The sequence below is a fragment of the Streptomyces sp. NPDC048269 genome (assembly GCF_040652395.1).
GTDB lineage: Bacteria > Actinomycetota > Actinomycetes > Streptomycetales > Streptomycetaceae > Streptomyces.
On record NZ_JBEZLW010000005.1, the window covers coordinates 174,337 to 201,247 of the forward strand.

Annotated in this window: 24 protein-coding genes, 1 tRNA gene and 1 pseudogene; 7 read left to right on the forward strand and 19 right to left on the reverse strand. The window is 71.3% G+C overall.

From position 1 onward, the window contains the following. Positions 1–69: 69 nt before the first annotated feature. Positions 70–2,550, reverse strand: a complete 2,481-nt coding sequence (locus AB0D48_RS07940; RefSeq protein ID WP_362391982.1) for an SPFH domain-containing protein — start codon at positions 2,548–2,550, stop codon at positions 70–72. 11 nt (positions 2,551–2,561) lie between these two features. Beyond that, positions 2,562–3,872, reverse strand: a complete 1,311-nt coding sequence (locus tag AB0D48_RS07945) for a peptidoglycan-binding protein (RefSeq protein ID WP_362391984.1) — start codon at positions 3,870–3,872, stop codon at positions 2,562–2,564. A 216-nt stretch (positions 3,873–4,088) separates the two neighbouring features. Here AB0D48_RS07945 and AB0D48_RS07950 point away from each other — a divergent pair. Beyond that, positions 4,089–4,162: transfer RNA gene (locus AB0D48_RS07950), tRNA-Lys, on the forward strand. 87 nt (positions 4,163–4,249) lie between these two features. Here the strand turns inward: AB0D48_RS07950 and AB0D48_RS07955 are convergent. The 8 genes and pseudogenes from AB0D48_RS07955 to AB0D48_RS07990 form a co-directional block, all read right to left on the reverse strand. Further along, positions 4,250–4,909, reverse strand: a complete 660-nt coding sequence (locus AB0D48_RS07955) for a class F sortase (RefSeq protein ID WP_362391986.1) — start codon at positions 4,907–4,909, stop codon at positions 4,250–4,252. Between the two features lie 128 nt (positions 4,910–5,037). After that, positions 5,038–5,646 carry a hypothetical protein gene (locus tag AB0D48_RS07960; protein ID WP_362391988.1) on the reverse strand — a complete coding sequence of 203 codons (609 nt, stop codon included), beginning with the start codon at positions 5,644–5,646 and terminating at the stop codon, positions 5,038–5,040. 82 nt (positions 5,647–5,728) lie between these two features. Beyond that, on the reverse strand, positions 5,729–6,508 hold the full coding sequence (locus AB0D48_RS07965) for an HAD-IIA family hydrolase (RefSeq protein ID WP_362391990.1): 780 nt from the start codon (positions 6,506–6,508) through the stop codon (positions 5,729–5,731). 129 nt (positions 6,509–6,637) lie between these two features. Beyond that, on the reverse strand, positions 6,638–6,952 hold the full coding sequence (locus AB0D48_RS07970) for a hypothetical protein (RefSeq protein WP_362391992.1): 315 nt from the start codon (positions 6,950–6,952) through the stop codon (positions 6,638–6,640). A 494-nt stretch (positions 6,953–7,446) separates the two neighbouring features. Beyond that, positions 7,447–7,608, reverse strand: coding sequence for an alkaline phosphatase family protein (locus AB0D48_RS07975; RefSeq protein ID WP_362392308.1), 162 nt, complete (start codon positions 7,606–7,608; stop codon positions 7,447–7,449). Positions 7,609–7,673: 65 nt separating this feature from the next. Further along, positions 7,674–8,311: pseudogene (locus tag AB0D48_RS07980) on the reverse strand (GntR family transcriptional regulator); the annotation flags it as partial. A 20-nt stretch (positions 8,312–8,331) separates the two neighbouring features. Further along, positions 8,332–9,078, reverse strand: a complete 747-nt coding sequence (locus AB0D48_RS07985) for a hypothetical protein (RefSeq protein WP_362391994.1) — start codon at positions 9,076–9,078, stop codon at positions 8,332–8,334. A 630-nt stretch (positions 9,079–9,708) separates the two neighbouring features. After that, entirely contained in the window at positions 9,709–10,821 is a 1,113-nt protein-coding gene (locus AB0D48_RS07990) for an ROK family transcriptional regulator (protein WP_362391996.1), read from the reverse strand. A gap of 56 nt (positions 10,822–10,877) precedes the next feature. On the opposite strand from AB0D48_RS07990, the gene AB0D48_RS07995 reads away from it, so the two are divergent. Both AB0D48_RS07995 and AB0D48_RS08000 read left to right on the forward strand, forming a co-directional pair. Further along, the gene (locus AB0D48_RS07995; protein ID WP_362391998.1) at positions 10,878–11,990 is read left to right on the forward strand and encodes a Gfo/Idh/MocA family oxidoreductase; all 1,113 of its coding nucleotides are present in this window, start codon (positions 10,878–10,880) and stop codon (positions 11,988–11,990) included. 96 nt (positions 11,991–12,086) lie between these two features. After that, positions 12,087–13,298, forward strand: a complete 1,212-nt coding sequence (locus tag AB0D48_RS08000) for an ALF repeat-containing protein (protein ID WP_362392000.1) — start codon at positions 12,087–12,089, stop codon at positions 13,296–13,298. 259 nt (positions 13,299–13,557) lie between these two features. On the opposite strand, the gene AB0D48_RS08005 is transcribed toward AB0D48_RS08000, so the two are convergent. From AB0D48_RS08005 to AB0D48_RS08020, 4 genes are all read right to left on the reverse strand, one after another. Further along, positions 13,558–14,415, reverse strand: a complete 858-nt coding sequence (locus AB0D48_RS08005) for a fumarylacetoacetate hydrolase family protein (RefSeq protein ID WP_362392002.1) — start codon at positions 14,413–14,415, stop codon at positions 13,558–13,560. A gap of 122 nt (positions 14,416–14,537) precedes the next feature. After that, a complete protein-coding gene (locus AB0D48_RS08010; RefSeq protein ID WP_362392004.1) occupies positions 14,538–15,263 on the reverse strand; it encodes a YidC/Oxa1 family membrane protein insertase in 726 nt (241 codons plus the stop codon). A gap of 114 nt (positions 15,264–15,377) precedes the next feature. Continuing rightward, positions 15,378–15,785, reverse strand: coding sequence for a DUF6412 domain-containing protein (locus tag AB0D48_RS08015; protein ID WP_362392006.1), 408 nt, complete (start codon positions 15,783–15,785; stop codon positions 15,378–15,380). 106 nt (positions 15,786–15,891) lie between these two features. Beyond that, positions 15,892–16,689, reverse strand: coding sequence for a class E sortase (locus AB0D48_RS08020; RefSeq protein WP_362392008.1), 798 nt, complete (start codon positions 16,687–16,689; stop codon positions 15,892–15,894). 56 nt (positions 16,690–16,745) lie between these two features. Between AB0D48_RS08020 and AB0D48_RS08025 the strand changes: the two genes are divergently transcribed. The 3 genes from AB0D48_RS08025 to AB0D48_RS08035 all read left to right on the forward strand — a co-directional run bounded on the left by AB0D48_RS08025 (position 16,746) and on the right by AB0D48_RS08035 (position 19,115). Further along, positions 16,746–17,762, forward strand: coding sequence for an SEC-C metal-binding domain-containing protein (locus AB0D48_RS08025; protein ID WP_362392010.1), 1,017 nt, complete (start codon positions 16,746–16,748; stop codon positions 17,760–17,762). Positions 17,763–17,857: 95 nt separating this feature from the next. Further along, on the forward strand, positions 17,858–18,658 hold the full coding sequence (locus AB0D48_RS08030) for a NaeI family type II restriction endonuclease (RefSeq protein ID WP_362392012.1): 801 nt from the start codon (positions 17,858–17,860) through the stop codon (positions 18,656–18,658). Beyond that, entirely contained in the window at positions 18,633–19,115 is a 483-nt protein-coding gene (locus AB0D48_RS08035; protein ID WP_362392014.1) for a very short patch repair endonuclease, read from the forward strand. The genes AB0D48_RS08030 and AB0D48_RS08035 overlap by 26 nt, the downstream gene beginning before the upstream one ends. Here the strand turns inward: AB0D48_RS08035 and dcm are convergent. From dcm to AB0D48_RS08055, 4 genes are all read right to left on the reverse strand, one after another. Beyond that, positions 19,112–20,320: a DNA (cytosine-5-)-methyltransferase gene (dcm, locus tag AB0D48_RS08040; protein ID WP_362392016.1), complete on the reverse strand. Its 1,209-nt coding sequence runs from the start codon at positions 20,318–20,320 to the stop codon at positions 19,112–19,114. The genes AB0D48_RS08035 and dcm overlap by 4 nt on opposite strands. 123 nt (positions 20,321–20,443) lie before the next feature. Further along, entirely contained in the window at positions 20,444–22,273 is a 1,830-nt protein-coding gene (locus AB0D48_RS08045) for a DEAD/DEAH box helicase (protein ID WP_362392018.1), read from the reverse strand. After that, positions 22,270–23,685: a transcriptional regulator gene (locus tag AB0D48_RS08050; RefSeq protein WP_362392020.1), complete on the reverse strand. Its 1,416-nt coding sequence runs from the start codon at positions 23,683–23,685 to the stop codon at positions 22,270–22,272. Before AB0D48_RS08050 ends, AB0D48_RS08045 begins: the two co-directional genes overlap by 4 nt. An 83-nt stretch (positions 23,686–23,768) precedes the next feature. Further along, positions 23,769–24,452 carry a hypothetical protein gene (locus tag AB0D48_RS08055; protein ID WP_362392022.1) on the reverse strand — a complete coding sequence of 228 codons (684 nt, stop codon included), beginning with the start codon at positions 24,450–24,452 and terminating at the stop codon, positions 23,769–23,771. Between the two features lie 226 nt (positions 24,453–24,678). On the opposite strand from AB0D48_RS08055, the gene AB0D48_RS08060 reads away from it, so the two are divergent. Further along, the gene (locus AB0D48_RS08060; RefSeq protein WP_362392024.1) at positions 24,679–25,497 is read left to right on the forward strand and encodes a hypothetical protein; all 819 of its coding nucleotides are present in this window, start codon (positions 24,679–24,681) and stop codon (positions 25,495–25,497) included. On the opposite strand, the gene AB0D48_RS08065 is transcribed toward AB0D48_RS08060, so the two are convergent. Continuing rightward, entirely contained in the window at positions 25,480–26,505 is a 1,026-nt protein-coding gene (locus AB0D48_RS08065; RefSeq protein ID WP_362392026.1) for a hypothetical protein, read from the reverse strand. The two genes, AB0D48_RS08060 and AB0D48_RS08065, sit on opposite strands and share 18 nt — an antisense overlap. Positions 26,506–26,911 lie beyond the last annotated feature (406 nt).

Below are 26,911 nucleotides of genomic sequence, written 5' to 3' on the forward strand. Positions count from 1 at the left end.
TCCCTTGCCTCTCCTACACCCCCCGCTGTCCCCTGTTGTCGCTCGCTGTCCCTTGCTGTCCCCGCGGCCCTACTCGGAGCGCCCCGTGTAGAAGGCGACCGTGAGGTCCTTCACCAGCGCCTTGCGCTCGTAGTCGTCGAGCTCGACGAGCCCGCGCGAGGTCAGCCGGTGGACGGTGTCGTCGACGGCGTCCACGACCGAAGTCAGCACGGTGTCCCGGTGCTTGGCGTCGATCGCCGCGACCCGGCGGCGGCGCATGGCCTCGGCGACCTCGGCCGCGTACTCGATCCGGGTCGGCTGGGCCGAGAAGACCTCGATCCCGACGGCCTCGGTCTCGGCCGCCAACATCCGGGTCAGTGCGTCGCCGACGGCCTCGGCGTCGCGCAGGGTCGGGGCGTCCTCGTGGAAGGCGTCGGCGGGCAGCTGCGACAGCACGCGGGCCATGGCGGATTCGACCTGTTGGGCCAGGTACTCCACGTGGTCCTCGACGGCGAGCGTGGCCCTGGCCGTGTCCTTGACCTGCCAGACGACCTGGACGACGACTTGGAGGGCGAGCCCGCCGGAGTCCACGGCGGGCATGGGGTCGCTGCGCCAGTGGCGCAGCCGTACGTCGACCCGGCGGCGCAGGAGGAGGGGGCTGACCCAGGTCAGCCCGGTACGGCGGACCGTGCCGCGGTAGCTGCCGCAGAGGGTGAGCACCCATGCGTGGCCGGTGCGGATGCGGCCGAGGCCGCCGAGGGCGAGGAGGGCGACGATGCCGAGGAAGGCCAGCGGCGGCCAGTGGGTGGCGCGCAGGCCCTGGTAGGCGCGGGGGGCCGCCCCGAACGCGGCTAGGAGCACCGGGGGGACGACCCCGGCCCGCCAGAGCACGGCCGCGCAGCCCGCGAGGGCGAGGCCGCCGACGCCCACGCCGATCCAGCCGGGCAGCACCGGGCCCCGGTGCTCCCGGAGCCGGTCGTCGCCGCGGGGGGCCCGGCGGCCGGGGGCGGGGCGGGGGGTGACGGATCGGGCGCGTGCGGCTGCGCCTGCGGCGGGCTCGGCGGGGGCGGGGGCGGGCGTGCGGTTCGGCCCGCCGCGGAAGGGGAGGTGCACCGGCACCTCGGTGACCGCGGCGCCGCGTCGCCGTCCGAGGCGGGGGGTGTCCTGCGTGCCGCCCTCCACCGGCTTCTCCAGCCCGCGCGCCACGGCCTGGGCGACGATCTCGGCCACCCCGGGACCGGGCACCCCGGAGCCGGGCACCCCGGTCCCGGAGCGCGGGGCCACGGGCTGGGGCTCGCGCCCGGCCTCGCCCACGCCCCCCGCCTCGGCGGGCTCGCGCTCCGGCTGCGAGCCGGTGCCTTGCGGATGGCTCGGCTCCGGCGCCCGCTGCCGGCCGGGGCCCTGCGGAGGCGCCGCGGTGATCCGGGCAGCCCCCGGCTCCGGCGCCCGCTCCGGGCCGGGGCCCTGCGGAGGCGCCGCGGCGGCCTCGGCTGTAGCGACCCACATGCGCAGGGCCGCGGCGGCCTGCGCAGCCTCCGACTCCGCGGGCTCGGGCTGCGGCACGGCTACGCCGACGACCTCCGGCTCCGCTCGCTGCGGCTCCGCCTGCGGATCGGGGGCCTGCCGATGGGCCGCGGCGGCCCCGGCTTCAGCGGTCCGCATGCGCAGGGCCGCGGTGACCCGGGCAGCCTCCGCAGGCTCGGGCTCCGGCACGGCTACGCGGACAGCCTCCGGCTCCGCTCGCTGCGGCTCCGCCTGCGGATCGGGGCCCTGCGGATGGGCCGCGGCGATCCGGGCAGCCCCCGGCTCCGGCACCCGCTCCGGGCCGGGGCCCTGCGGAGGCGCCGCGGCGGCCTCGGCTGTAGCGACCCACGTGCGCAGGGCCGCGGCGGCCTGCGCGGCGTCCGACTCCGCGGGCTCGGGCTCGCGCTCCGGCACGGCTACGCGGACAGCCTGCGGATCGGGGCCCTGCGGACGCCCCACAGCGGCCTCCGCGCCGGCCATTCGCGGGTGCAGGGCCGCGGCGGCCCCGGCAGCCCTCGGCCCCGGCTCCGCGGGCTGCGGCTGCGACGCCCGCTCCAGGCCGTGGCCCTGCGGACGCGCCGCGGCGGCCCCCGCGTCGGCGATCCGCAGGCGCAGGGTCGCCACCCCGGCATGGGCCGCCTCGTCCTGCGGGTCCGGGATGTCCAGGCTCGTGTGCGCCGGTTCGGGCTCGGCCTGGGCCCGGGCGGCCGGTACGTCGAACGCCTGCGGCAGCGGTGGTACGGCCTGCTCCACCGTGCGGACCGCCGGCACGAAGGCCCAGCCCGTAGAGGTCTCGGCCGCGGCCACCGGTTCCGGCTGCGCCGCGACGGCGGCGCCCACCAGCACCGGCGGGGCACTCGGCTCGAACGCCTCACGGGGCGCGGCGACGCCCCGCACCGGGGCCGGGGCCGGCTCCGCGGTCTCGTAAGCCGGTCCCGTCGGCGCGGTCGGCGCGGCGGGCGCGGTGGGGACGGCCAGGGCCGTGGGGGCGGCCACCGGTGGTACTCGGAGGGTGCCCGTGGTCGAGGTGGTGCGCGTGGGGTACATGCTTGCCTCCGTCATGCGAACAGCCGGCGCCAGGTTTCCGGGCCCGGATAGCCGTTGGCCGAGGCGCCGCGCCAGCCCTGCGCGCGCTGGAAAGCCTCGACGTTGCGGCGGTCCGCCTCGCCCCAGCGGGGCCCCGGATCGGATGTGTAGTAGTTGCCGAAGCCCTTCTTCACCAGTTGGCGGCCGAGGGCTGCGATGGCCGTGTGCGACTTCCCCGGACGGAACACCGAGGCCCCCGGGTAGGCCCGTACGCCGCCCGGCCCGGGCGCGGCGTCCACCGTCGGCGGGATGTCCTTGCCCTGGCGTTCGACCAGCAGGCGCCAGGTCTCCGCGCCCGGGATGCCGTCCGCGTCGACGCCCGTCCAGCCCTGGGCGCGCTGGAAGGCCTGGGTGGCCAGCCGGTCGGCGTCCGTCCAGGTGCGACTGGCCCCCTTCGGGTAGAAGCGGTACGCGCCGCGCTCGATCAGCATCCGGCCCAGCTGGGCCACGTGGTCGTTCGTCGCGCCCGGGCCGAACTTCGCCGCGCCGGGGAACGCCGTCGAGTCCCCGGGCTTCGGGCCCGGCACCGGCTCCTCCGGCAGGATCCCGCCCGTGACCCCGTTGAACCGGTAGGGGAGGTACTTCGTCGCGTTGGCCCAATAGCCGTAGGGCGTGGCCAGCTTCCGCGTCGTGGGCCGCGTCTGCTCGTAGGCGATGTAGCTCGTGCGGGTGTCGTCGACCCAGCCGCCGAAGATGACCACGTGCGAGCCGTTGTTGGGGTCCGCCGGGTTGTGGAAGAGCAGCATGTCTCCCGGCAGGAGGTCGTTCTTGGCGATCTTGGTGGCGAACTTGTCGAGGCTGCCGGTCCACTCGTTCGTACCAAGGTTCCAGACCATGGAGACGAAGCCCGAGCAGTCCTGCCGGTAGCCGTCCGCCCAGTACTCGGACATGCTGTACGGGACTTTCGCGTCCAGCCACAGCTTCGCCCGGTTGATGATCGTCGTCCGATCGATCCGCTTCACGGCGGCCGGCGCCCCGGGCAGGCCGACCGGCCCGCCCTTCGGCCCGTGCAGCGGGGTCCGGCCGCCCTGCGGGGAACCGGGGTCGTCCAGGGCCACGGGCCCGGGTGCCGGCGTGGTCACCGCCACCGCGGCTGCGCCGCCTCCGCCGAGGACCACTCCGGCGGCGGTGGCCAGGACCAGCGCCCGGCGGGCCCCGCGGGCGGCGGGGTGGCCCCCGTCCCGCAGCGGTATGGCCCGGGCGAGGGTGCGGCGGCGTTGGGCGCAGCCCCGGCACGCACAGTCACCCGCGGGCTCGTACTCCTGAAAAACGGGCATCGGCATCGGCACATGCGTCGGAGGCTGCATCGTCATGCGGTTCCGTCCACTCCCCTGCTCGTCCACTGGTCAGCCGGGACCGAATCTGGCGGGCCATCAGATTCGGTACAGCGCAGACATATCGTGCACGATAAACCCGCCAAACATGGGTTAATCGGACAAGGCGGGCGTGGCTGGTCACGAGCACCCGCAGAGGTGGGGTAGAGTTTTCCCTGTCAGCAAGCGCCGCTAGCTCAGTTGGTTAGAGCAGCTGACTCTTAATCAGCGGGTCCGGGGTTCGAGTCCCTGGCGGCGCACAGACGGAGGAAGCCCCTCGCAGCGAAAGCTGTGAGGGGCTTCTTCGTTTCCGCTGCATTTTCGCCCGTACGGAGGTGCCCCGCCGGCTACGCCACCGCGCCCGTCCGGACTCCCGCGCCCGTCAGGTAGGCGGAGACCACCACGTTCGCCGTGTACTCCTTGGCCGCCTTGTCGTAGGAGCCCCCGCAGGTCACCAGCCGCAGCTCGGCCCGGCCCTTGACCCGCTGGCCGTAGGCCTTGTGCGGGTCGAAGTCCGCGCGCTCGTAGACCCGTACGTCCTCGATGGTGAACTCGGCGACCGAACCGTCCGCCCGGACCACCCTCACCTTGTCGCCCGGCTGCGCCGAGCTCAGGCCGTAGAACACCGCCGGCCTGGACTTCGTGTCCACGTGCCCGACCATCAGCGCGGCCCCGGCGGCGCCCGGCCGGACACCGTTGCCCCACCAGCCCACCGTGCCCGGGCTGCCGAACGGGGGCGGCTCGATCGCCCCGTCCGCGTCCAGGCCCCGGGATATCACCGGGGCCTGGACGCCTATGGAGGGCACGTCGACGCGCTGGGGCAGGACGGCGGCCAGGGGTGCGTGCGCGGCGGGCAGCCCGGGGCCGACCGCACCGCCGGCCTGGCCGGTGAGCGGGGCCGGGACCCCGGTGATCTGGCGGCCCCACAGCCACAGGCCCAGCACCAGCACCGACCAGGCGGCGAACGTCAGCAGCCGGCCGCCCCCGGAGGTCTTCCCCTCACTCATCCGGCGCCCGCCCGGTCGCCACCCGGCCGGCCACCACTCGCCCGGTCGCCACCTGCCCGGTCACCTTTTGCCCACCCTTTCGCCCCGTCGCCACTCGCCCCGTCGCCACTCGCTCAGTCGCCATTCACTCAGTCGCCACTGCGGCGGCGGCGCAGCGTCAGCGCCCGGCCGGCGACGGCCAGGGTGGCGGCTGCGGCCAGGATGGCGCCGATCAGCGTGTGGGGCAGCCCCGGACCGTCGTCCCCGTGGTCCTTCTTCGCCGCCGCGACCAGCCGGGACGACTCCGCGATTTCGGCCGACATGCCGCCGCCGCCCGCGTGGACCGGCCATACGGGCGAGGCGTGGTGGGACGGCTGGTGGTGGTGCGAGATCTCGATGGAGCCGGTCACCCTGTCGTGGCCGTCGCAGGTCACCCGGATGGAGTGGGAGCCGGGCGACGCGTGCGAGCTGATGATCGCCTCGCCGTAGAGCGGGCTGCGGCCGCCGTCGCGGCCGTACAGCTCGACGTCCGACGTGAAGACGGCCGACTTGGCCGAGCCCCTGGTGCCGTCGCAGCCGTTGACGCGCAGCTTGACCTGCGCGCCCGGGGCAGCCGGGTTCGGATCGACCGAGACGCTGCCGCCGCGGTCGCCACGGTCCTCCTCGCCCGCGAGGGCGGTGGGCGCGGTCACCCCGGAGAACGCCGTCAGGGCGACGGCCACCCCGGCGGCACGGAGAGCGATCTGGACACTGCGCATGGTGAACCTCCTCAACAAGGAGATTCACGCGCGGGGCGCCGCTCCGCATCCGGAGCGGCGCCGTACGTGTCAGCCGTACGCGTTACACGAGGTCCACCAGGTCGGCGATCGAGTCGACCGTCTTGGTGGGCCGGTACGGGAACCTCTCGGTGTCCGCGACGGAGGTCAGGCCGGTGAGGACGAGGAACGTCTGCATGCCCGCCTCCAGGCCGGCCAGCACGTCGGTGTCCATCCGGTCGCCGATCATCGCGCTGGTCTCCGAGTGCGCGCCGATGGCGTTGAGGCCGGTGCGCATCATCAGCGGGTTGGGCTTGCCGGCGAAGTACGGCTTCTTGCCGGTCGCCTTGGTGATCAGTGCGGCGACCGCACCGGTGGCCGGGAGCGGGCCCTCGGCGGACGGGCCGGTCTCGTCGGGGTTGGTGCAGATGAAGCGGGCGCCCGCGTTGATCAGGCGGACCGCCTTGGTCATGGCCTCGAAGCTGTACGTCCGGGTCTCGCCCAGGACCACGTAGTCCGGCTCGTGGTCGGTCAGGATGTAGCCGATGTCGTGCAGGGCGGTGGTCAGACCGGCCTCGCCGATGACGTACGCGGTGCCGCCCGGGCGCTGGTCGTCGAGGAACTTCGCGGTGGCCAGCGCGGAGGTCCAGATGTTCTCGACGGGGACGTCCAGGCCCATGCGGCTGAGGCGGGCCTGCAGGTCGCGGGGCGTGTAGATGGAGTTGTTCGTCAGCACCAGGAAGGGCTTGCCGGATTCGCGCAGCCGCTTGATGAAGGCGTCGGCACCCGGGATCGGGATGCCCTCGTGGATGAGGACACCGTCCATGTCGGTGAGCCAGGATTCGATCGGCTTGCGCTCTGCCACTGGACTGTTCTCCGCTCTCGGTGGCCTGTGACCTCTGACCACTGACGTCTGACCTCGTGGTCTGTACACCCTATCGGGGCCGGGCCGGGGACGCTCCGTGCGTCCACAGCCCGGACCCGGGGGCCCGGATCAGCCCAGGCGCACGTCGTCGACGGTCCAGTCCCAGTTGTTGCCGCCGCTGTAGCGGAAGCGGATCTGGACGTCGGTCGCACCGGCCGGGACCTGGAGGTTGAGGGCCTCGGAGCTGGCCACCGCGTCCGCGGTGTAGTTCTTGACGACGGTCGGCGTACCGCCGTCGTAGGAGACCAGGACCTGGGCGGTCTGCCCGGCCTCGTGGTGGTAGTGGGTCTGGAAGGTCAGGGTCCGCGTGGTGCCGCCCGTGACGGGCCACTTGGGGGGATCAGGGTGGAGTCGAAGGCGCCGGTGTGGCTCTTGTCGTCCCACTCGCCGGAGTCGGCGACGGCGAAGACGTCACGGGAGCGGACGTTCAGCTCGCGCCACTGGTCACGCTGGGCCCGGCTCCAGAACTCGTCGGTGGCGAAGGCCCAGCCGGCCCATTCGGTGACACCGCCGTGCCCATCTCGGAGTTGTCGACGGACCAGCCGGCCGGCGGGGTGTGGGTGAAGCCCTTCACGCCGGCCGGAACGCCGCTCTCGTCCACGCGGGCCTGGAGGTTGGGGCGCAGGGCGTCGAACGGGTCGTCGTCGTCCGGGGCGTTCAGCGGGAAGCCGCCGATGCCGGGGCGCTGACGCCGAGGTGCGCGAGCGCGGTCGCGGCCACGTCGACGAGCTTCACGTCGTCGCGTACCCAACCGGCCGCGATGCCCGCACCCTTGGCGATGACGAAGGTGCCGCGCTCCTGGGCGGTGGAGCGCCGTGGCCGCCGGAGTCGGTGTGGCCGTGGTCGGTGGTGACCAGGACCTTCCAGGCCTCCTGGGCTTACGTCGGGGGGTTCTTGACGGCGGTCAGCACCTGGCCGATCAGCGTGTCCACGCGGCCGACGGCGTCGAGGTACTGCCGGCTGGCGGCGCCGTAGGAGTGTTCGGCGACGTCGATCTCGCCGAGGTAGACGAAGGCGGCGTCCGGGTTCTGGTCCCGCAGTTCGGCGGCGACCGCGGCGGCGGCCTTCGGGTCCTCGCTGCCGTAGCCGTCGCGGTCGTCCGTGACAGCAGCGCTTCGCGGGGCGTCGCGAGGACCGTCTCCGCTTCTCGTCGGCGTCGCCGAAGGAGATGCCGAGGCTGTCGCGCAGGTATCCGTGGAAGGAGGAGTCGGGCTGTAAATCGCTGTCGAGGCGAGGGGCGCGGGCCCCCCGGATGTACGTGCTCTCCAGGCCGACGCGCTCGTCGTCGGCCGGTAGGACGCGCTCCAGGTGCCAGACCGGTTCGCCGGGTTCGGCGCCGATGCCGGGGGCGAGGTCGGGCGGGCAGGGGAACTGCTCCAGTCCGATGAGGTTCCGGCCGGGCGTGCACCCTTGGCGCCGTACCCCTTCCGTATGGCTGGCGAGGGACAGCGGCTGCTCCAGCTTCGGTCCCGCGACGACGGTCCCGCGGCCGGAGCGGCGCAGCCGTCCTTCCAGCAGCAGCTCGCGCAGGCCTTGGCGGACGGTCTCGCGGGACACCTCGTACCGCTCGGCGAGATCGCGCTCGGTGGGCAGCGATCCGCCCTCGCCGAGCTCGTCGAGGAGCTCGGCGATCCGGACCTTGACGTCGTAGTACTTGGGGATGCGGCCGTGCTCGGGGATCCCGGAGCGGACGGGCGCGCCGGGGCGGTGGCGCCGGGTCTGTTCTTCACGCCGGGACCCCATGCGGGGCGGATGTACGGAGATCAGCGCGAGGGTGTCCGCAGCCGCCGGGCAGCGATCAGGAGACCGCTGCCCGCGATGAGCGCGGCGCCTGCGCCGGTCCCGTACGCCCAGTCGCGGGGGCCGGTGTGCGCGAGGGAGCCGGCTTCGACCGGGTCCTCCGGGCCCTCGACGGAGAACCGGTAGCCGCCGGCCTCGCCGATCCAATCGCCGTCGTCGCCCTTGCGCTGGACGAGCGCGGCGTCGGCGAGGACCTCACCGGTGGGGGCGTCGGGCGCGAAGGCGAGGGCGACCTTGACGGTCAGCGACCCGCCGGCGGCGACGGTGAAGCCGGGGAAGGCGTCGCCGCCGTCGAAGACGGCGATGATCTCGTCACGGTCGGACCGCTCCAGGCTGACGGGGAGGGTGCCGCCCGGAGCGTCGAACTCCATCCGCAGGTGGGCGGGGCGCAGGGCGCGGGCCTTGTCGGTGAAGACGACGACGGGGTGGATGGCCTTGCACTCGGAGTTCGTGGTGTTGGTCAGGTCCAGGTACCAGGTCTGCGGCCCGCCCCCGGTCCGGTAGACGGCGGGGCCGCCGCGGATCCGGGCACCGATCGGGAAGGCGGTGCTCTTCCCGTCTCCACAGGTGGCCTTCGCCCGGGAGGGTTGCGCGGGGGCGGGACGGGCCCCGCCGCCGGTGCCGACGTCCGCTCCGGCGGTGGGTGCGGTGGTGGCGACCAGGGCGGCGGAGAGTACGGCGGTGAGGGCAAGGGCTTTGCGCAGTCGCATGGAAGACCTTCGCTGCTCGCCGGACGGGACGATGATCGGACGAGGTGACAATCACCCCGGCCTGCCCGCACCGTCCCACGCACGCGCGCCCCCGAGCCGCGCACCACGCCTGAGTCGCTCCGGTTTACGCCCGAACGGCGCACGAGGTCAAGCCGGACCCTACAGACCGCGCCCGATGCAGCCCCGCCGGCGTTCGAGGCGCGGGGCCCGGGGCGGAGCCCCGATCCTTGAGCCGCACCGGCTCATCCAACACGGCCCGGCCACACCCAGCCCCGCCGGCGCTTGAGGCGCGGGGCGCGGGGCAGAGGCCCGACCCTTCAGCCGCACCGACCCACCCAGCCCCGCCGCCCCCAGCCTTCGCCGTTCCAGCCCCGCCGACGCTTGAGGCGCGGGGCCCGGGGCAGAGCCCCGATCTTTCAGCCGCATCGGCTCATCCAGCACGGCCCGGCCACATCCAGCTCGGCCGCACCCAGCCCCGCCGGCGCTTGAGGCGCGGGGCCCGGGGCAGAGCCCCGATCTTTCAGCCGCATCGGCTCATCCAGCACGGCCCGGACATATCCAGCCCCGCCATTCCAGCCCCGCCGGCGCTTGAGGCGCGAGCCCGAAGCCAGAGCCGACGGCAACGCCCGTTCACCCCGCCCGCCCAAAGAAGGGGGCAAGGACGAGCTCCGCCGCCCCCTCCGCCACCCCGACCTCGGCAAGGCCAACCACCGGCGGCTCCGAAGCCAGCGCCCGAGCCACGAGCACCGCCCGCACCCCGTCCACGAAAACCTCCGGCGCGGCATCCACCACCCGGCCGCCCAGCAGCACGCGGTCCACATCCAGCAGCGCGACCACGTTCGCCGCACCCTCGCCCAGGATCCGCGCCGCCCCGGCCAGATCCCCGCGGTCCACCGCGGCCAGGCACAGCACCTCCGCGCACCCCCGCGCCCCGCACCGGCACGGCGGCCCGTCGAGCCGGAGCACCTGATGCCCGAACTCCCCTGCCCCCGACCGCGCCCCCCGGTAGACGTCGCCGCCCAGCCGCAGCCCCGCGCCGAGCCCGCTGCCGACGTGCAGATACACCGAGGTCCCGGCGGCCTCGCCGCCGACGCCCCCACACCCAGCCCCACCCGCACCCGCGGCCCCGGCATTCGTGTCCTTGTCCAGCACCACCGGCACCCCCAGCCGCCCCGACAGCACCTCCCGCAACGGGAAGCCCTCCCATTCCGGGAACCCCGTCACCCGCCCCATCACCCCGGCCCGGTGGTCCAGCGGCCCCGGCGCGGCCACCCCCACACCCAGGAGCGGCGGCCCGGCCGGGTCGCGGACCCGCGCGAGCGCCCGTACGACCGCCTCCACCACCTCATCCGGACCGGCCCCGAAGTCCAGCGGGCCCCCGCTCTCGGCGACGACCGAGCCCGCCAGGTCCACCCGTACCGCCCGGAGCTCGTCACGGTCCACGTGCACCCCGACCGCGTGCCCCGCCTGCGGCACCAGCCGGAGCAGGGTGCGCGGCTTGCCGCCGGTGGACGCGGCGCGGCCGGCCTCCGCGACCAGCCCCTCCCCGCCCAGCCGAGCCGTGATCTTGCTGACGGCCTGCGGGGTGAGCCCCGTACGGGCGGCGAGTTCGGCACGGCCCAGCCCCGCGGGCCCGGCGCCGCGCAGCAGATCCAGCAGCAGCGCCTCGTTGTACCCGCGCAACGCCGGCAGGTTCACTCCGCCGCGGCCGCCGTCCCCATTGCCCCTGGTGCCCCTGTTCACCCGCCCATTGTCCACCTTCCTTGCACTTCGACAACACTGTTGCCAAAGTAGTGTCCATGAACGCCACCGCCCCCGCCACCCCGCTCCGCGTCGGCCTCGTCGGCTACGGACTCGCCGGTTCCGTCTTCCACGCCCCCCTCGTGGCGGCCACCGACGGCCTCGCCCTCGACACGGTCGTCACCTCCGACCCGGGCCGGCAGGCCCAGGCCCGCGCCGAGTTCCCCCACGTCAGGATCGCCGCCTCCCCCGACGAGCTGTGGGCGCGCACGGGCGGCGCCGACGCCCTCGGCCTCGTGGTGATCGCCTCCCCCAACAAGACCCACGTCCCGCTCGCGACGGCCGCCCTCAACGCCGGGATCCCGGTCGTCGTGGACAAGCCGCTCGCCGCCACGGCCGCCGAGGCGCGGGAGCTGGCCGAACTCGCCGAACGGACCGGAACGTTCCTGTCCGTCTTCCAGAACCGCCGCTGGGACAACGACTTCCTCACCCTGCGCCGCCTCCTCGCGGACGGCGAACTCGGCGAGATCCAGCGCTTCGAGTCCCGTTTCGAGCGCTGGCGCCCGCAGCTCAAGGGCGGCTGGCGCGAGTCGGGCGCCCCGGAGGAGATCGGCGGGCTGCTGTACGACCTGGGCAGCCACGTCGTCGACCAGGCGCTGACGCTGTTCGGCCCGGCCGTACGGGTCTACGCGGAGGCCGACGTGCGCCGCCCGGGCGCCGAGGCCGATGACGACACCTTCATCGCGATCACGCATGCGAACGGGATCCGCTCCCACCTCTACGTCAGCGCCACCACCGCCCAGCTCGGGCCGCGCTTCCGGGTGCTGGGATCCCGGGCCGGCTACGTGAAGTACGGCCTCGACCCTCAGGAGGGTGCCCTGCGCGAGGGGCTGCGCCCGGGGACGGGCGCACCGTGGGGCGAGGAGCCCGAGCACCTCTGGGGCCAGCTGGGCTCCGGCGAGTCCCCGCTGACCGGTGGCGGGGCCCCGGTTCCGACGGCGCCGGGCGACTACCCGGCGTACTACGCGGCGGTGGCCGCCGCGCTGCGCGAGGGCGGGCCCAACCCGGTCACGGCGTACGAGGCCGCGCGGTGTCTCGACGTACTGGAGGCGGCTCGCAGGTCGTCCCGGGACGGGGTGGTCGTCAAGATCGCCGAGGTCGTCGAGCTGTGAGCCACCCCATTGCGAAAATCGGGGCTCAGGGACCGATAAACGATCTATCCTGCACGGGTTGCCGATCATCACACATGTGAAGAATGGACCCACTCTGTGAAGCTGCCCCGGATCGCGTCGGTCGTGGCCGCCGCCGCGATGGCCCCGGCCGTCCTGCTCGCCTCTCCCGCCTTCGCGGCTGACGCCGCGTCGCCGTCCACGCCGTCGGCCCCGACCGCGCCCGACCAGGCGCCGGAGGGCGCGAAGCCGCCGGAGAAGGCAACGGGAAAGACGGACGGGAAGGCGGAGGAGAAGCCTGCGGAGGACCCCCAGGCAGCGAAGGACCGGGCCGCGATCGAGGCGATCCTGGCCGACCCGGCGAGCGGGCCGGGCGTGCGCGAGGCGGCCGGCAAGGCGCTCAAGGGAACGGCCGCGGACATGCGGCACTTCCTGGAGGTCGTCTGGCAGCAGGAGCAGTACATCGACGACCAGGTCCGGGTCAGTCAGATCCACAGCGCCGGCGGCGTCGCCGTGAAGCGCGAGGCCCAGAAGGCGCTCAAGGCGGGAACCCACGCCGCGCTGAAGGAGTTCCTGACGGTCGGGCAGCACAAGGCCCGGTACGAGGACGACCAGGTGGAGCTCTTCCGCATGCTGAACGGCGCGGGCAGGGGCATCCACGACGCCGTGGTGAAGCTGCTGCGCGACGGGACTCCGGAGCAGGTGCGCCAGTTCATCGAGACCGGCCAGCACCAGGTCCGTGCGAGCGACGACCGCGTCGAGATCTCGCGGATGCTCCTGGACGCCGGCCCGGGCCTGACGGCCGCCATCAACGCACTCCTCGACGGGCACCCGTCCAACGCGGAGCTGCGCGAGTTCGTGAAGACCACGCAGCACGCGCTGCGCGACGAGGACAACAGCGTCCTGATCTGGAGGATGCTGAACCACGCCGGCCCGGAGCTGAAGAAGGCCGCCATCGCCGCCATCAACGGAACGCCCGAGGAACGCGTCGCGTTCCTGAAGACCGGTCAGCACGAGGCGCGCGCGAAGGACAAGGCCGCCGAGGACGCGGCGCACAAGACGGGCAAGGACGAGTCCACCGGCACGGGGACCGGGACCACCGGCACCGGCACCGGCACCGGCACCACTCAGGCCGTCTCCCGGAGCACCGGCAACACGAACGTGACCCCGGCCGGCGGATCCACCTCGCTCGCCGACACCGGCGCCGGTTCCGAGAACGCCTGGATCGCGGGCGGCAGCGCCGCCGCGCTCGCCGCGGGCGCCGGCCTGGTGCTCACCAACCGCCGTCGCCGCACTGCGGCCGAGGGCTGACGGGACCGCGACCGTTCGCGAAGGGGCGGGACTGCCACCGGTAGCCCGCCCCTCGCGCATGCTCCGGGCGGCCCAGGGCCTGTCGTCAACGTAGCCCGGTGCCGTGCGCCGCAAGGCGGAGGGGCACCCGAGTACTGGACGTACGCGGGTGCCGCGACGACGCGGCGAGGCGCGGCACCGGACGCCGGGGCACTGGAGGCCGGGTACCAGAGGCCGGGCACCGGACGCCGCGGCCCAGCCGGGACCGTGACGTCAGGGTCTAGGCGCCCTTGAACTCCTGGCGCTGGCGGCCCAGGCCCTCGATCTCCAGCTCCACGACGTCACCGGCCCGCAGGTACGGCTTCGGCTCCGGCTGGCCCATGGCCACGCCGGCCGGCGTACCGGTGACGATGACATCGCCCGGGTACAGGGTCATGAACTGGCTCAGGTACCGGACGACCTCGCCGACCGGGAAGATCTGGTCCGCGGTGTTGCCGTCCTGCTTGAGCTCGCCGTTGACCCACAGCTTCACGTCCAGGACCTGCGGGTCCGGGACCTCGTCGGCGGTGGCCAGCCAGGGGCCGAGCGGGGTGAAGGTCTCGCAGTTCTTGCCCTTGTCCCAGGTGCCGCCGCGCTCGATCTGGAACTCGCGCTCCGAGACGTCGTTGACCAGCACGTATCCGCCGACGTGCGCGAGGCCCTCCTCGGCGGAGGCCAGGTAGCGGGCGGTGCTGCCGACGACGACGCCGAGCTCGGCCTCCCAGTCGGTCTTCACACTGCCGCGCGGGATCAGCACGGTGTCGTCCGGGCCGACCACGGTGTCCGCGGCCTTCAGGAACAGGATCGGCTCGGCCGGCGGCTCCGCGCCGATTTCGGCCGCGTGCCCGAAGTAGTTCAGCCCGATGCCCACGATCTTGCCTATGCGGCCGACCGGCGCGCCGATCCGCTGCCCCCCGGCGTCCAGGACCGGAAGCTCGCCCGCTTCCGCCGCTTCCCGCACCCGGGAGAGTACGGAGTCGTCGGCGAGGAGAGCGCCGTCCACATCCGTGATCAGGCCGGACAGGTCACGCAGGACCCCGTCCTGGTCGAGCAGCGCGGGGCGCTCCGACCCGACGGGTCCGACACGCAGCAGCTTCATGGGCATTCTCCCGTGGTCGTGGGTGGTCGGCTCATGGACGTGCCACGGGCCGGCCGATGGGTTGCGGCCATCGGAGGATTGGCTGATCCTCCAAGATGTCCGAACAATCCGCAAGACCCTGTTCACAGGCTGGAACGCTTCGCTCCGGCGTCCGAGGCCGAGGCCGCTGCCCCCGCCGCGGCCCGGTGCTGGAGCCAAGCGCGCTCAGCCACCGACCACGCCGTGGTCGTCAGCAGGTAGAGCCCGGCGGCCAGCGGCACGACGGCGGCGGTGATCAGCGTCCCGAACGACAGCAGGGGCAGTACGCCGCCCAGCTTGCGCATGACCTCCTGCTGCTCGGCACTCACCCCGGCCACCACTTGGCCGCCGGCCTTGGCCTTGGCCTTGGCCTTGCCGTTGCCGTTGCCCCGCCCGGCCGTCGGCACCACCGGGGCCGAGGCAGCCGCCAGCGCCGCAGCCCGGCGGCCCCGTACCGCACTCCACGCGGCCACTACCCCGATGGCCGCGAACAGCCCGATGAACACCAGCCCCTGCGCCCCGAACAGGCCGCCCTCCCCCAGCGCCTCGACCCACCGGGCCCCGAGCGGCGCGGCGAACAGCCGGTGCGCCAGCAGCTCGTCCGCCGAGGAGAAGGCCTGGTACATCAGGAAGAACACCGGCAGCTGCAGCAGCACCGGCAGGCAGCCCGCCACCGGGGTCGCCCCGCGAAACGCGGCTCGGCTCAGCGGGTGCAGGGCGAACCGTACGAGCACGGTGAACAGCACGATCGCGGCAGCGGCCGCGGACTCGGCCAGTACCGGCTCCAGCAGCTGGCCCAGCTCAACAACAAGATGGGTGAAAACGGACACGCGGGCCCTCCGAGGGGTCTCGTCGAACGTCGAAAGAGATGCGTTTCGGCGTGACGACCCGCGAGGGGCGACAACAGTGATCAGTCAGCAGAAGGCGGGAGGTACTGCGCGCCCCTACGCGGCCGTCGGAACGGGACGGCCGGGCGCCCTGGGCCGCGACCGGCCCGAAGCGTCGGGATCGCGCTGCGGCAGGAAGGCCGTGCGCTGCTCGCGATCACGGATCGCGGTGCGTATTCGGTGCGGCGGCACGGGCCGCACCAGCCGTGTGACAGCGGCGAGAGCCTCGGCTCCCACGGCGACGGTGGCGGCAAGAGCGACTACGACCGCTCCCAGCCCACCCCCCTCGCCTGCGAACAACCCGAGGACTCCCCCTAGCAGCACCAGCGCCGGCAGCAGCAGGGCCGCCACCCACGAGGCCCGGGAGGCCGGGAATGCCCGGGAGGCCCGAGAGGCCCGGGCGGCCTGGGAGGCGCAGGAGGTCAGACGCGCCCGGGAGGCGAACAGGAGGAAGCGCCGAGCCATGCGGACCTCCCCCTTCCACTCCCGCGCACGAACCTCCGTACGAGATCCGCTACTTGCGATCGATACTAACCGGCCCCACTGACAACGGAACGGAACGGGGGCGGGGTCAGGACTTGAGGGTCCCCCACACCACCAGCCGGTACTTGGAGGTGTACTCGGGCGTGCAGGTGGTGAGCGTGATGTACGGGCCGGGCTCGCTGTACCCCTGGTCCGGCTTCACCACGCTGCGCGGCACGGGCGCGATCACCCCGGTGTCGCGCTCGGTCGTCTCGTTCAAGGTCTTCCCGACCACGTACGTGTAGCGCCGCCCCTGCACGTCGACGATCAGTTCGTCCCCGCCCCGCAGCCGGTTGATGTACCGGAAGGGCTCCCCATGCGTATTGCGGTGCCCGGCCAGCGCGAAGTTCCCCTGCGCCCCGGGCCGGGCGGTCCCGGGGTACTGCCCGGCGTACCCCTTGTCGAGCACGGCTCGCTTGTCGACCCCCTGCGCGACGGGGACGACGAGACCGAGCCGGGGGATGCGCAGGACGGCGTACGCCTGATCCCGAGCCGGCCGGGCCGCGGTCCGCGCGGTGGCGGCGGCCGAGCGCGGGGGTGACGGCGGCGCGGCAGGCTCCGCGTCCCCGGAAGGAGCGGACGGAAGGCCCGAAGGCGGGACGCCGGACGCTTCCGCAGCGGGCCCGCCAGGGGAGCCGACCCACTCCCTCTCCAAGGCCCTGACCTGCTCACGCGCCGCGGCCACGGCCTGCCGGTTGGTCCACCACACCTGGTGCACCACCAGGAGCGCCACCACCACACCCACCGTAGTGATCACCTCGGCGCACACCCACAGCGTCCGCGCGATCACGTCCCGCCGCGCCGGCCCGCCGCGCCCCTGCACCACCCCAGTTATGTGATCCCGCACGGGCCGCACCTTAAGTCCTCCCCCCTCAACTGACCAGCGGCAGTACGCTGCAAACCATGCGCCCCGACACGCCTGCAGAGCACATCGCCGAAGCCGAGCGCCTCATCCGCACGGCGACCCGCTACCCCGAGGACCAGGAGCCGTTGCTCCTCCAGGCCGCGGCCCACCTCGAGTTGGCCGACGCACGCGATCGGGCGAGCACCCTGTACGACCAACTCCTCTCCGCCTCCCCCGCCAACCTGCACCTGATCAAGGCCCTGCAGGCGGCGAACCTCTGGGAGTACGGCCACGAGGCCGAGGCCCGCGCCCTCATCAACGGCATCCGCGCCGCCGCGCCGAAGGACCCGGCGCCGTGGGAGGTCATCGCGGAAGCCCTGGAAACCCACGACGAGCTGGAAGCCTCGCACGACTGCTTCACCGAGGCGGCGACCCTCCTCATCACGGAGGACGCCCCGCTGACCCCCGCCACGACCGCCCTCCTGACGGGCCGCCACCGGGTACGCCGCCTCCTCGCCCTCCCTCACGACGACTGGGACATGGTCGCCGACACCCGCCACATCGGCCCGATCCCGCTCGACGAACTCCACGACCCCAAGCGCATCTGGGCCCTGGGCTCCGACGACCCGGCCGAACTCCGCGCCGAGATCGCCCGCCTGCGCGCCGAACTGGGCGACCGCCGCGCCGCCCTCTCCCGCCCCTTCCCGGTGGCGCTCCTCCACTGGCCCCAGCGCGAACTCTCCGAGCTCCTGACCAGCTACCCCACCCTCGCCGCTGAGTACCCCTCGCACGAGGTCCACCTGACGCAGGTGGAATCCTCCCTCCGTGCCCTCGCCGCCTCGGGCACGACGAACCTCGGCATCGTCACGGGCAGCGTCCCGTCGTACGAGGCGTTCGCGGCCTCGGAGAAAACCTCCCCGGCCTCCCCGTCCCTCCTGGCCGAATACGCCACCACCCTCGCCGCCCGCGGCAAGGCCACCCCCTGGCCCCCGACCCCCACGTCCCCCTGCTGGTGCACGTCGGGCAAGCCGTACGCGGAGTGCCACGGCGAGGCCAACACCTCTGGCAGCAGATGAGCCGGGGCCGACTCGTCCTCCAGGTACCGGGAGAGGTCTGCACGGGCACCGGTACGGGTGAACACGTCCTGCACGCACCGGCTGAGGACACCGAATTGCAGAACGTCCTCGGCTGGCTGCGTCAGCATGACGTCGCCGGGCTGTACACGGGAGCCATCGCGAACGCGATTGACTATGTCCTCGACGGCGCCAGAACAGGCCGCTACGACCTGCAGTCACGCGAGGTGCATCCCGGCGAGAGGGCTTCGGTGGGTGCCAAGCTTGAGTACGAGGTTCTCCGCTCGTTCAGCCTTCCGAAAGCGGCACCGCTCGACACGCTGATCACTGGCGTTCCCGTCGATATCAAGGCGACCGTCGGGTCGAACTGGGCCATTCCATCCGAGGCGCACTGCCAGGTCTGCATATGCACCCAGATACAACTCGGCCAGAACCGTCATCGTTCATGGCTCGTCCGTGCGCACACGTCGTGGCTCTACCGTGGCAAAGGGAACCGGGATGGCAAACGAGGTCTGGCGGTCTACGCACGTGATCACTGGAGCGTTGCCCTTTACGACTGGACCCCTCTGCCAGTCAACCCGCTGACGCTGCTGACCCCGGCGCAGGCCAGCCGTGTCCTCGCGAAGAAGCCCGGACAGGAGCAGCGTTTCACTCTTATGTTCCAGTACCTCGCGGGGCACATCATCCCGCGAAGTGTGATCTCGACTGTGGGCGCCGGAAGACACGATCCGCTGCGAAGGGCGCGGAACGTCAGGAACCGACTCGCCCAGGATGGCCTCACCCTGCTCTGCGGCAAGTTCCCGCAGCAGCGGGACACCGCCGCGGCCCACGCGATTACCCTGGGGCCAGAGGACTGGATTGCGCTGAGGACTGATGGAGAGCACGAGAGTGCAAGATGAGACGCCCTGGCAGCCACCCGAGGGCTCCTGGGCTTCCACTGCGGCGCGTCGGCGCAACATGCAGGCCATCCGGAGCCGCGATACCAAGCCGGAGAAAGCCATCCGACGCCTCGTGCACGCGCAGGGGCTGCGCTATCGCATCGCCGCCCGGCCCTTGCCTGATCTCCGCAGGACGGCCGACATGGTCTTCCGGCCGGCGCGGGTAGCCGTCTTCATTGACGGCTGCTACTGGCACGGCTGCCCAGAGCACTACGTATCGCCGAAGACCAATCCGGGCTACTGGTCGGGAAAAGTTGCCGGGAACATGGCCCGGGACCGCGATACGGACCGGAGACTGGAAGAAGCCGGCTGGCTCGTACTCCGGTTCTGGGAGCACGAGGAGCCTGCCTTCTGCGCTGAGGGCATCGCCACTGCGATCCGGGAGCGGAGTCACCGCCCCCGGACCGCGGAAGCCTAGATGCCGTCTTCCCGTTCACCTACGGTCATCGGACCGGCGACGCGGAGAACTTTCGCGATCTCTTCACCTACGGCCCGGGCTACCGGCGGCGGGAAGGCATTCCCCACCTGCCGGTACTGAGCCGTCTTGCCCGGGGTCTTTTCCAGTTCAGGATCGCCCTCGAAGTCCCACTCCGCAGGAAATCCCTGAATGATCGCGGCTTGCTTGACAGTGAGCATCGGGCCCTCAGGCCTAAAAAGATCACGGTCTTCGCTCTGCTTCTTCTTGCACTCCACAGGAGAGTTGGCGACACCGAGCGCGTTGACACCCAGCTGCTTCCAGGCCGCCTTGGCCCGGCTCGGCCCCAGATCCGCGCCCCCGTGCTTCTTTGACCCGCCCACAAGGGTGGGCGCGATTCCGCCGCTCTTTCCCTGCCAGCGCGCGAGTGCCTCCTGGGCTTTGATCTTGACCTCGCCGCCCTGGTCCAGGAAGGGCTGGTACCTAGCAGTCATCGTCTCGTCGAGAGCCTCACGGACGGTCCAGGCCGTTTCCTGCGGGACAGGCCACTGGAATACCTGATCACCAAGGACATCCTTGTGGATTGCCACGAGAATCGCGCGGGGGCGGAGTTGCGGAACGCCGAACGTACTCGCTTCCAGGACCCGCCATCCACACACCTTGTAACCGGCGCCCTTGTAAAATCGTTCAATCCCGGTCTCGGGATCAACCGCATCACCGCCCTGCAAACGGGCTTCTACCCAGGTGCGGTATTCCTCGAACTTGTCATCCTTGATACCGCGAACATTTTCGATCATGACCGCGTGAGGAAGTACTTCATCCACAAGGTCAAGCATGCGCGGAAACAGGTCGCGCTCGTCATCCTTCCCCAGCTGCTTGCCAGCGTGCGAGAAGGGCGGGCACGGAACGCCACCGGCCAGCAGGCTCAGTTCACCTCGCTGGAGGGGGCGCTTGAAATACTCAAGCGGCTTTTCAAGCTCCACCATAGGCTTGAAGTCATTCACATCATTATGAATGATGTCGCAATACTTCCGCTCAAATTCCCAGCCGTCCCGGTACTCGACGTTGCGCCGCAGCGTCGCCGCAGCGTGCTGGTCGATCTCAACGAGCGCAAGGTGCCTGAAACCAGCCTGGTGGAGGCCGATGGCCTGCCCCCCGGCTCCCGCGCAAATCTCAATCGAGGTCAGCGTGTGGTCGCTGGCTCCCATCGAGTCCTCCTGGTGTGGCAGATGCAGACAGGCAAGTGTCGCACCTGCCACCGACACCGGCTGCACCTCCGCCCATCCCGACCCACCAGCCCCCGGCCGGCACGGCGGTTGTCCACGAGCCCGTCACACCCGGGCGCCTCGCAAGTGATTCAGTAGCGCCTGCACGTCGGCTTCATCCATGCCTGCTGCCACAGGCCGCTCTTCCTGCAGATCGCCCAGCTGGCGTACAGCAGGGTCATCAAGGATGGCGCCCATGAACTCAAGTTTTTCAGCCAGGCGGAGCGTCACGACCTCATCGATGGTCCCGCCGGAGGCAAGCACCGTGACACGCGTCTCAGTGTCCGGGGCCAGCCCGAGACGGTGGATCCGGTCGAGGCTCTGAAGGAAGCGTCCCGCCATGAAGTCGCGGTCCACATAGACGGCATCGTGACAGTCACGGTGAAGGCTGATGCCCTCTCCGAGCGTGGCCGGGTTCGAGATCAGGACGTAGCAATCGGGGTCTTGCCGGAAGCGCCTGATCTGCTCCTCGCGGTCCGGCGTCCCTCCGTGCACGACAGCTGGCTGGTACGCGCTGAGCAGCTGTTCAAGGCTCGTGATGTTCCGGACGAACGTCGACCACAGCAGAGTCTTGCGCCCCGCTGCCGCATTCCGTGAGACGATGTCCTGCACCGCCTGATATTTCGGCGGGATTTCATGCTGGGGAAGATTCTGCAGCAGCGTGAATAGCGACTCATCCTCCGCGGCCTCCAGGGGCGGCACCTGGAAGCTGAGCGGCTCGTATCTGGTGCTGCCTTCCACCAGCAGGGCAGGGCTCGTCGCAGCCATAAGCAGCCGGAGCATCGCCTTGCCCAGGGCGTCGAAGTCATCCCTTGATGCTTCTGCCCGCGTCGTGAAGCGTCCGACCAGCGCGTCATAGATCTCACGGTGCAGGCCGGTCAGCTCTACCGTCCGGATGACCGGCTGGAAGGGCGGCAGCCCGAGCTCATTCTTTGTCGTCCGCGTGAAAAGCGGCCTCAGCACCGAACTGGCGTGCGCGAGATCACCTCCTGCCACGGCCTGCTTGACCACGCGTCGGCCGTGACCGGGCCAGACGAACGACAGCAGGTTCTCCAGATCGCGCGCGCCATTGGGAGCCGGCGTGCCCGTAAGGATCAGGCGGCGGCGGCTGAGCGGCCCCAGCGCCATACAAGCGCTGCCGTACGTCCCCTGCGCCCCCAGCTTCATCCTGTGTGCCTCATCCAGGATGACCATCGAGGGCACTGCGCGCAGCCATCCCGCGAGCCCGGTGAGCGACCGGTCCAACCGCTCATAGTTGACCACAAGGATTTCTGCGTGCGCATCGGGCAGCCTGCCCATGACGCGGATGGCTGGAGGTGTGCCGAAGCATTCCTGGCTCTCTGTCAACCACGACTCGTATGCGGACTTAGGACTCACGACCAAGAGGCGCCGTGCCAGCCCGCGCTCCTTCATCGCTGCGTAGACTGCCAGGCCAACCCGTGTCTTTCCCGCCCCAGGAACGCTGAAGTTCGCGCCGTGCCGCATGGACAGCAGACGACCGATGTCCCTGAGCTGGAATGACGTCAGGCTAGCTCGCCAGTCAGGACCCAGGGCAGCCTCCACGGATTCGGTTCCGGGAGCAGCAGACTCCGCAGGGCCTCGGCCAAGGTAGTCCTCGGCCTGGTCCGCGTCATCAAGTACATCGCTGACCAGCGCGAGGAGATCGTCGTCCCACTGCACTGAATCAGCCGCTGGCCAGTCCGACAACGCGTCAATTCCCGTGAGGAATTCATCGAGCGGAACCTCAACCATCAGCAGGCCCAGCCGGACGCCTTCCGGAAAGCTTGCTGCCAGATGGGTCAGATCGGCGCCGTACGGTGCAGCCGCCTGGAGCACGGCCTTGGTACGGGAGACGTCGAGGCCGAGCCGGAGTGACGGTTCTGCCAGCTCGCTCACGCCTCCTCCTGCCGCATGGCGGCAAGCAGCCAGGCCACTCCATCACCTGGCTCCTCAATGCTGCGCGAGACCTCCCGTGCCAGCTTGAGCAGGCTCGCCTTGAGAGCCAGTACCGCCTCGTCGAGGTTCTCCTCATCGAGGCTGCGCGACGCGCGCGCCAAGGCCATGTCCGTGACGCACTGGTCGATGTCCTGGACCGCATCGTGCAGGCGGTCCGGGGCTGCCTGCTTGCGCTTGCGTACCCGTGCGTCCTTCCCCGCCGGCACCAGTGCCTCCTCGACCGCTTCCTTCGCCTGCTGCCAGATGGCGGCAGCCTCATCAGCTTGCGCCCGGGGTACCGACTCTGGAGCCCTCTCCACAGCCTTAGCTTGCAGCAGCGCATTGGTAAACGCCTTGGCGGCTGCCACCTGCGGGCTTTCGGCCCCCACAGTCCGGTTGAGTCCCGGGATGACACGCGCAGCGGGAGCCGCCGGAGTCTGCTTCAGCTGTTCCGGCAGATGACGGTGCAGATAGCGTGCTCGGAAGTCCACGTCGGCGAGACGGACGTCCGTCTTGGAGAACTCAAGGACGATCAGGGCCAGTTTGTTTTCCTTGAGCAGATCAGCTTGCCCCGGGTTCTGCTTGGACTCCTTGGTGAAGGCTCGGTGCAGCTCACGGAGCTTCTCCTGCTGATCCTCGAAATCCATCAGCTTGAGCTGAACAGCTCCTGTCTTGGAACGGTTCACCAGGTCCTTGAGGGTCGACAGGACCCACTGGTCCTGCTTCGCCGTTTCCGGCCTGATCCGGAAGTCTTTCGCGATATCGGCGAGCGGCCGGCCACTGCCGACCTGCTCTTCAATCGTGAGGAGCCTGTTGATGTACGAGTACGGCCTGCGGGTGTCATGGCGCAGCTGCAGCGAGAGCTCGACCGAGTTGATGTCAGCCCATGTGCAGGTCTCCGGCAGCACGCCCACACGGACACTGCTCACTCCCAGCTCCCGGAGAGCGGCCACACGTGTGTTGCCGTTGACGAGGATCCCGTCCCGCGTGATGAGCCCCGGCTCGTTCTGGCGGTACTCCTTCAGGCTGGACTTGAGGTCATCGAAGTCACCATCGCGCTTGGCTGGGTTAGAAGGCAGCGCCTGCAGCAAGTAGCGAAGGTACTCCTGGCTCTCCTCGCTCCACGCGTCAGCCGTGAGCAAGAGGTCACGCTCGGGGTCGAAGCTGCGCTGCGCTCGAATCCTGTGAGTGGAGGGGTTGAAGTACACCTGGTCGATGGGCATGTCGATGACCTGGACCACCATCGGCTTGGTCCGCCACTCAATGGTCAGCGTCTCCTGGAGTCCCTGGCCGGCGCTGACTTCCTCCAGTCGCTTCGCAACCAGCTCCTGGTTCTCAACGGCGCGGGGCGGCCGGCCGAAGTCCATGCTCACAGTGTGTTTCCTCCAGTACGAGTGCGTGGGTATGCGGGGCCGGGGTGGGGGCTGCAGGCACGGCCCCCACCGCTTGCTCAGCGTCAGGCCGGCGGCAGTGCCAGGGCTTCGCGGACCTTACCCCGGGCGTCAGCCGGCAGAGTGCGGATGTCCGCCCACAAGCGCTCCACCTCTGCGAACTCCCGCGTGTCCGCAAGGATCCAGTCACTGATCGTCTTGCGATCCATGGCGCCGAGCCGGCCCAGCCGGTCAAGAACGGAACCCAGTTCGGCGGTCAGGCCCCGGCCGCCCACCCGGCAGCGGTTGCATTCAGCCACGAGTTCCACGGTGCAGCTTCCGTCGGGCAGCGTCACCGGGCGCCGCGCGATGTCGAGCTGAGCCGACTCGTACGTGCCAGCAAAGGTCTCACCCGGCGTGATCCCGCACGACCGGCAGTGGTGTCCGTCCCGGGCCAGCACCTCGCGGCGGTGGGTGTCCGTGATCGAGCTGGCCGGCCGCGTTCCCTTGCCAGGCTCCCAGACCGGTTCCCCCTGGGCCACAAAACGCTGTTCGTTCTGTCCCAGACTGGCGTCCTCCCGCTGGGTGTCGATCCTCCACCCGAAGTCACGCAGATCGCGCACCCGGCGGTCGGCCTGGCTCACCCCGGGGAATGCAGCCTTTACATCCTCCTTAGTAAACGGATTCCCCTCCCCCACCACGGTGACGAGCCACAGCGCCGCACGCTTCATCGTGCCGAGCTTCTGATCCGTCCACGACGGAAGACCCATTGCGTATCTCCTAGATCCGGTCAGACAAGAACCGCCCAGCTGGACCCGAGGACCGATCCCCCCACCGGCAGCTTCAGCGGATGGCTCAACTCTTGCCGACGCACTAGGCCGGAAGCCAGTTCCAGCCGCATATCGAGGTCAGGAGAAAACCCCGGACGGTTCACCAACGGGCCCGCATACAGGAAGACTTCAGTCTGTGATGACGCCCAGCGCGAATGGAGAAGCGGTGCAGCGCAAGACCAGGTGGAAGGAGCTTCCAGAGCTGCCCGAAGACCACCGGAAGCTCGTAGAGATGCTGCGCAGACTGCGCGAGTGCACACCACGGACCCAAGCCGGGATCGCCGCTCAGGCGTACCTCGTAGCTTCCAGCCTCTCCAACCACCTCAACGGCGGCCGTATACCGGAAGAGTCGCTGCTCAACGCCTTCTTCACCACCGTACAGGCCGATGCCTCCGCTCAGGGTACGGAGCTGCCCTGCACGCTGGCGGAGCTTCTGGAACTGCGCCGCTTGGCCCGTATCCAGCACTGTGACTGCCCGTCTCACACCACCACCAGGCCGACCTCAGCGGGATCGGATGATGATCCGCCGGCTTCAACACTGCCGAGGACCCGCTCTACGCACCCGTCACACTCCGGGAAAAAGCGCCGTGCTGGCCGGTCCGGGGCACTTTCACGATCCGCATTACTGACCGCGTTAAACGGGAGCAGGGTGCCGGTCCCCCCTGGGGAGGGGGACCGGCCGCGTGCGGGACTCGCCAGCGCGGCATGGACGGAACTGGAGAGGGTGACTCGTTTCCTCGCCGAAGGCAGGAATCGGGACGCTGGCTTCCTGCTGTGGCGTGCCGGTAGGACGCTGAACGCGCACCAGGTCATCGAAGCGGTGACTTCATGCAGGGACGCCGGGCTGGACGAAGCCGCGGACTCCGTGCTGTCGGGTGTGAGTGAGCGTGCCGACAGACAGGCGGTGCTGAACATCACCGCAGCCTTCCAGAGTGCGGGTCGGCATGAAGACGTCGGCTTTCTCCTGTCAGCCGCGGTCAAGTAACGGGTATGGCAGAGGGAGCTGTTGGTGGCCGCGGGCTTGGGCTGTGGGTGGGGCGGCGCGGGTGGCGGCCAGGGTGAGGAGGGTGCGGAGGGCCGCGATGACCTCCGTGGGGGTGTCGCGGATCATCGACGGGGTGGCGCTGACCACCAGGATGCCGTGGGACTCCAGGCGGAGGCGGCGGCGGAGGGTCGCGTGCCAGGCGTCGCGGGTGTAGTGGTACTCCGCCGAGTCGATCTCCAGGGCGACGCCCTCGTCGGGCCAGTAGGCGTCCGGGCTGGCCAGGAAGGTGCCGTCAGGGGTGTAGAGGCGGGCGTTCCACAGGGGGGTCGGGAGGTCCGTCGTGATGAGGGTGTCGCGGGCTTGGGCCTCGGCGATCGAGCGGACTCCGGCGAGGAGTTCGGCTGCGGCGGCGCGGATCGGCGGGCGGGTGAGGAGGCGGGCGGCGCGGAGTTCGGCGTGCAGGTCGTCCGGGTGGCACCAGCCGGCCTGGACGACGTGGGCCAGGGTCGACCGGATGCGGTCGGGGTCCTGGGTGCGGGCCGCGAAGTCGGCCGCCGCGCGGACCGGGCGGGTGCTCGGGATTCCGGAGACCGTCATAGTGCGCGGCCAGCGCGAGGTGGGGAGCGGCCGGACTTCCGGGGTGCCGGTGAGTCGGCGCGGGGCGCGGATCAGGACGTCGGCCGGGGTGTCCGGGGTGTGCCCGGTGTACGGGGCCTCGCGGATGCCGAGGAGGGCGAGGGCGGCGCCGCCGGTGAGGGCGGCCGTGTCGCCGGACAGGGGGTCGGCGGTGGGCTCGGCGGCGTACAGGACGGCGGCCAGGGCGCGTTGGCGGTGGTCGGGGGGCCCGGTCTGGAGGAGGTAGACCCGGGGCAGTAAGCGCTGCCAGGGGCCGCCCGTACGGCTCCGGGAGGTGATCGTGCCGTCGGGGACGCCGGCGGCGGTGAGCTGGTGGCGCGTGGCCAGGTTGAGCTGACGGCGGGGCGCCGGGGTCTGCTGGACTGTGATCATGCGGCCGGTATGCCCGGCCGGCATCTACCGGACACCCGAGCACTTGTCCGGTCGGTCGGGCTGGCTGCCAGCTGGGGTGGCTCGTCGGCCGGGGTGGCTGGCTGGCTGGGGTGGCTGTCCGGCTGGGATGGCTGGCTGGGGTGACTGGGTGGCCGGGGTGGCTGGCTGGCTGGCTGGGGTGGCTGTCCGGCTGGGATGGCTGGCTGGGGTGACTGGGTGGCCGGGGTGGCTGGCTGGGATGGCTGTCCGGCTGGGATGGCTGGTTGGGGTGGCCGGATGACCAGGTGCCGGTCGGCCCGCCGGGGTGAGGGTCGCCGGGTTGCTGGTCGCCGGGTGGCTGGCCGACTGGGGTGGCCCGTCAGCCGGGCGGCCGGTTGGGGTGGCCGGCTCAGGTGGCTGGATGACC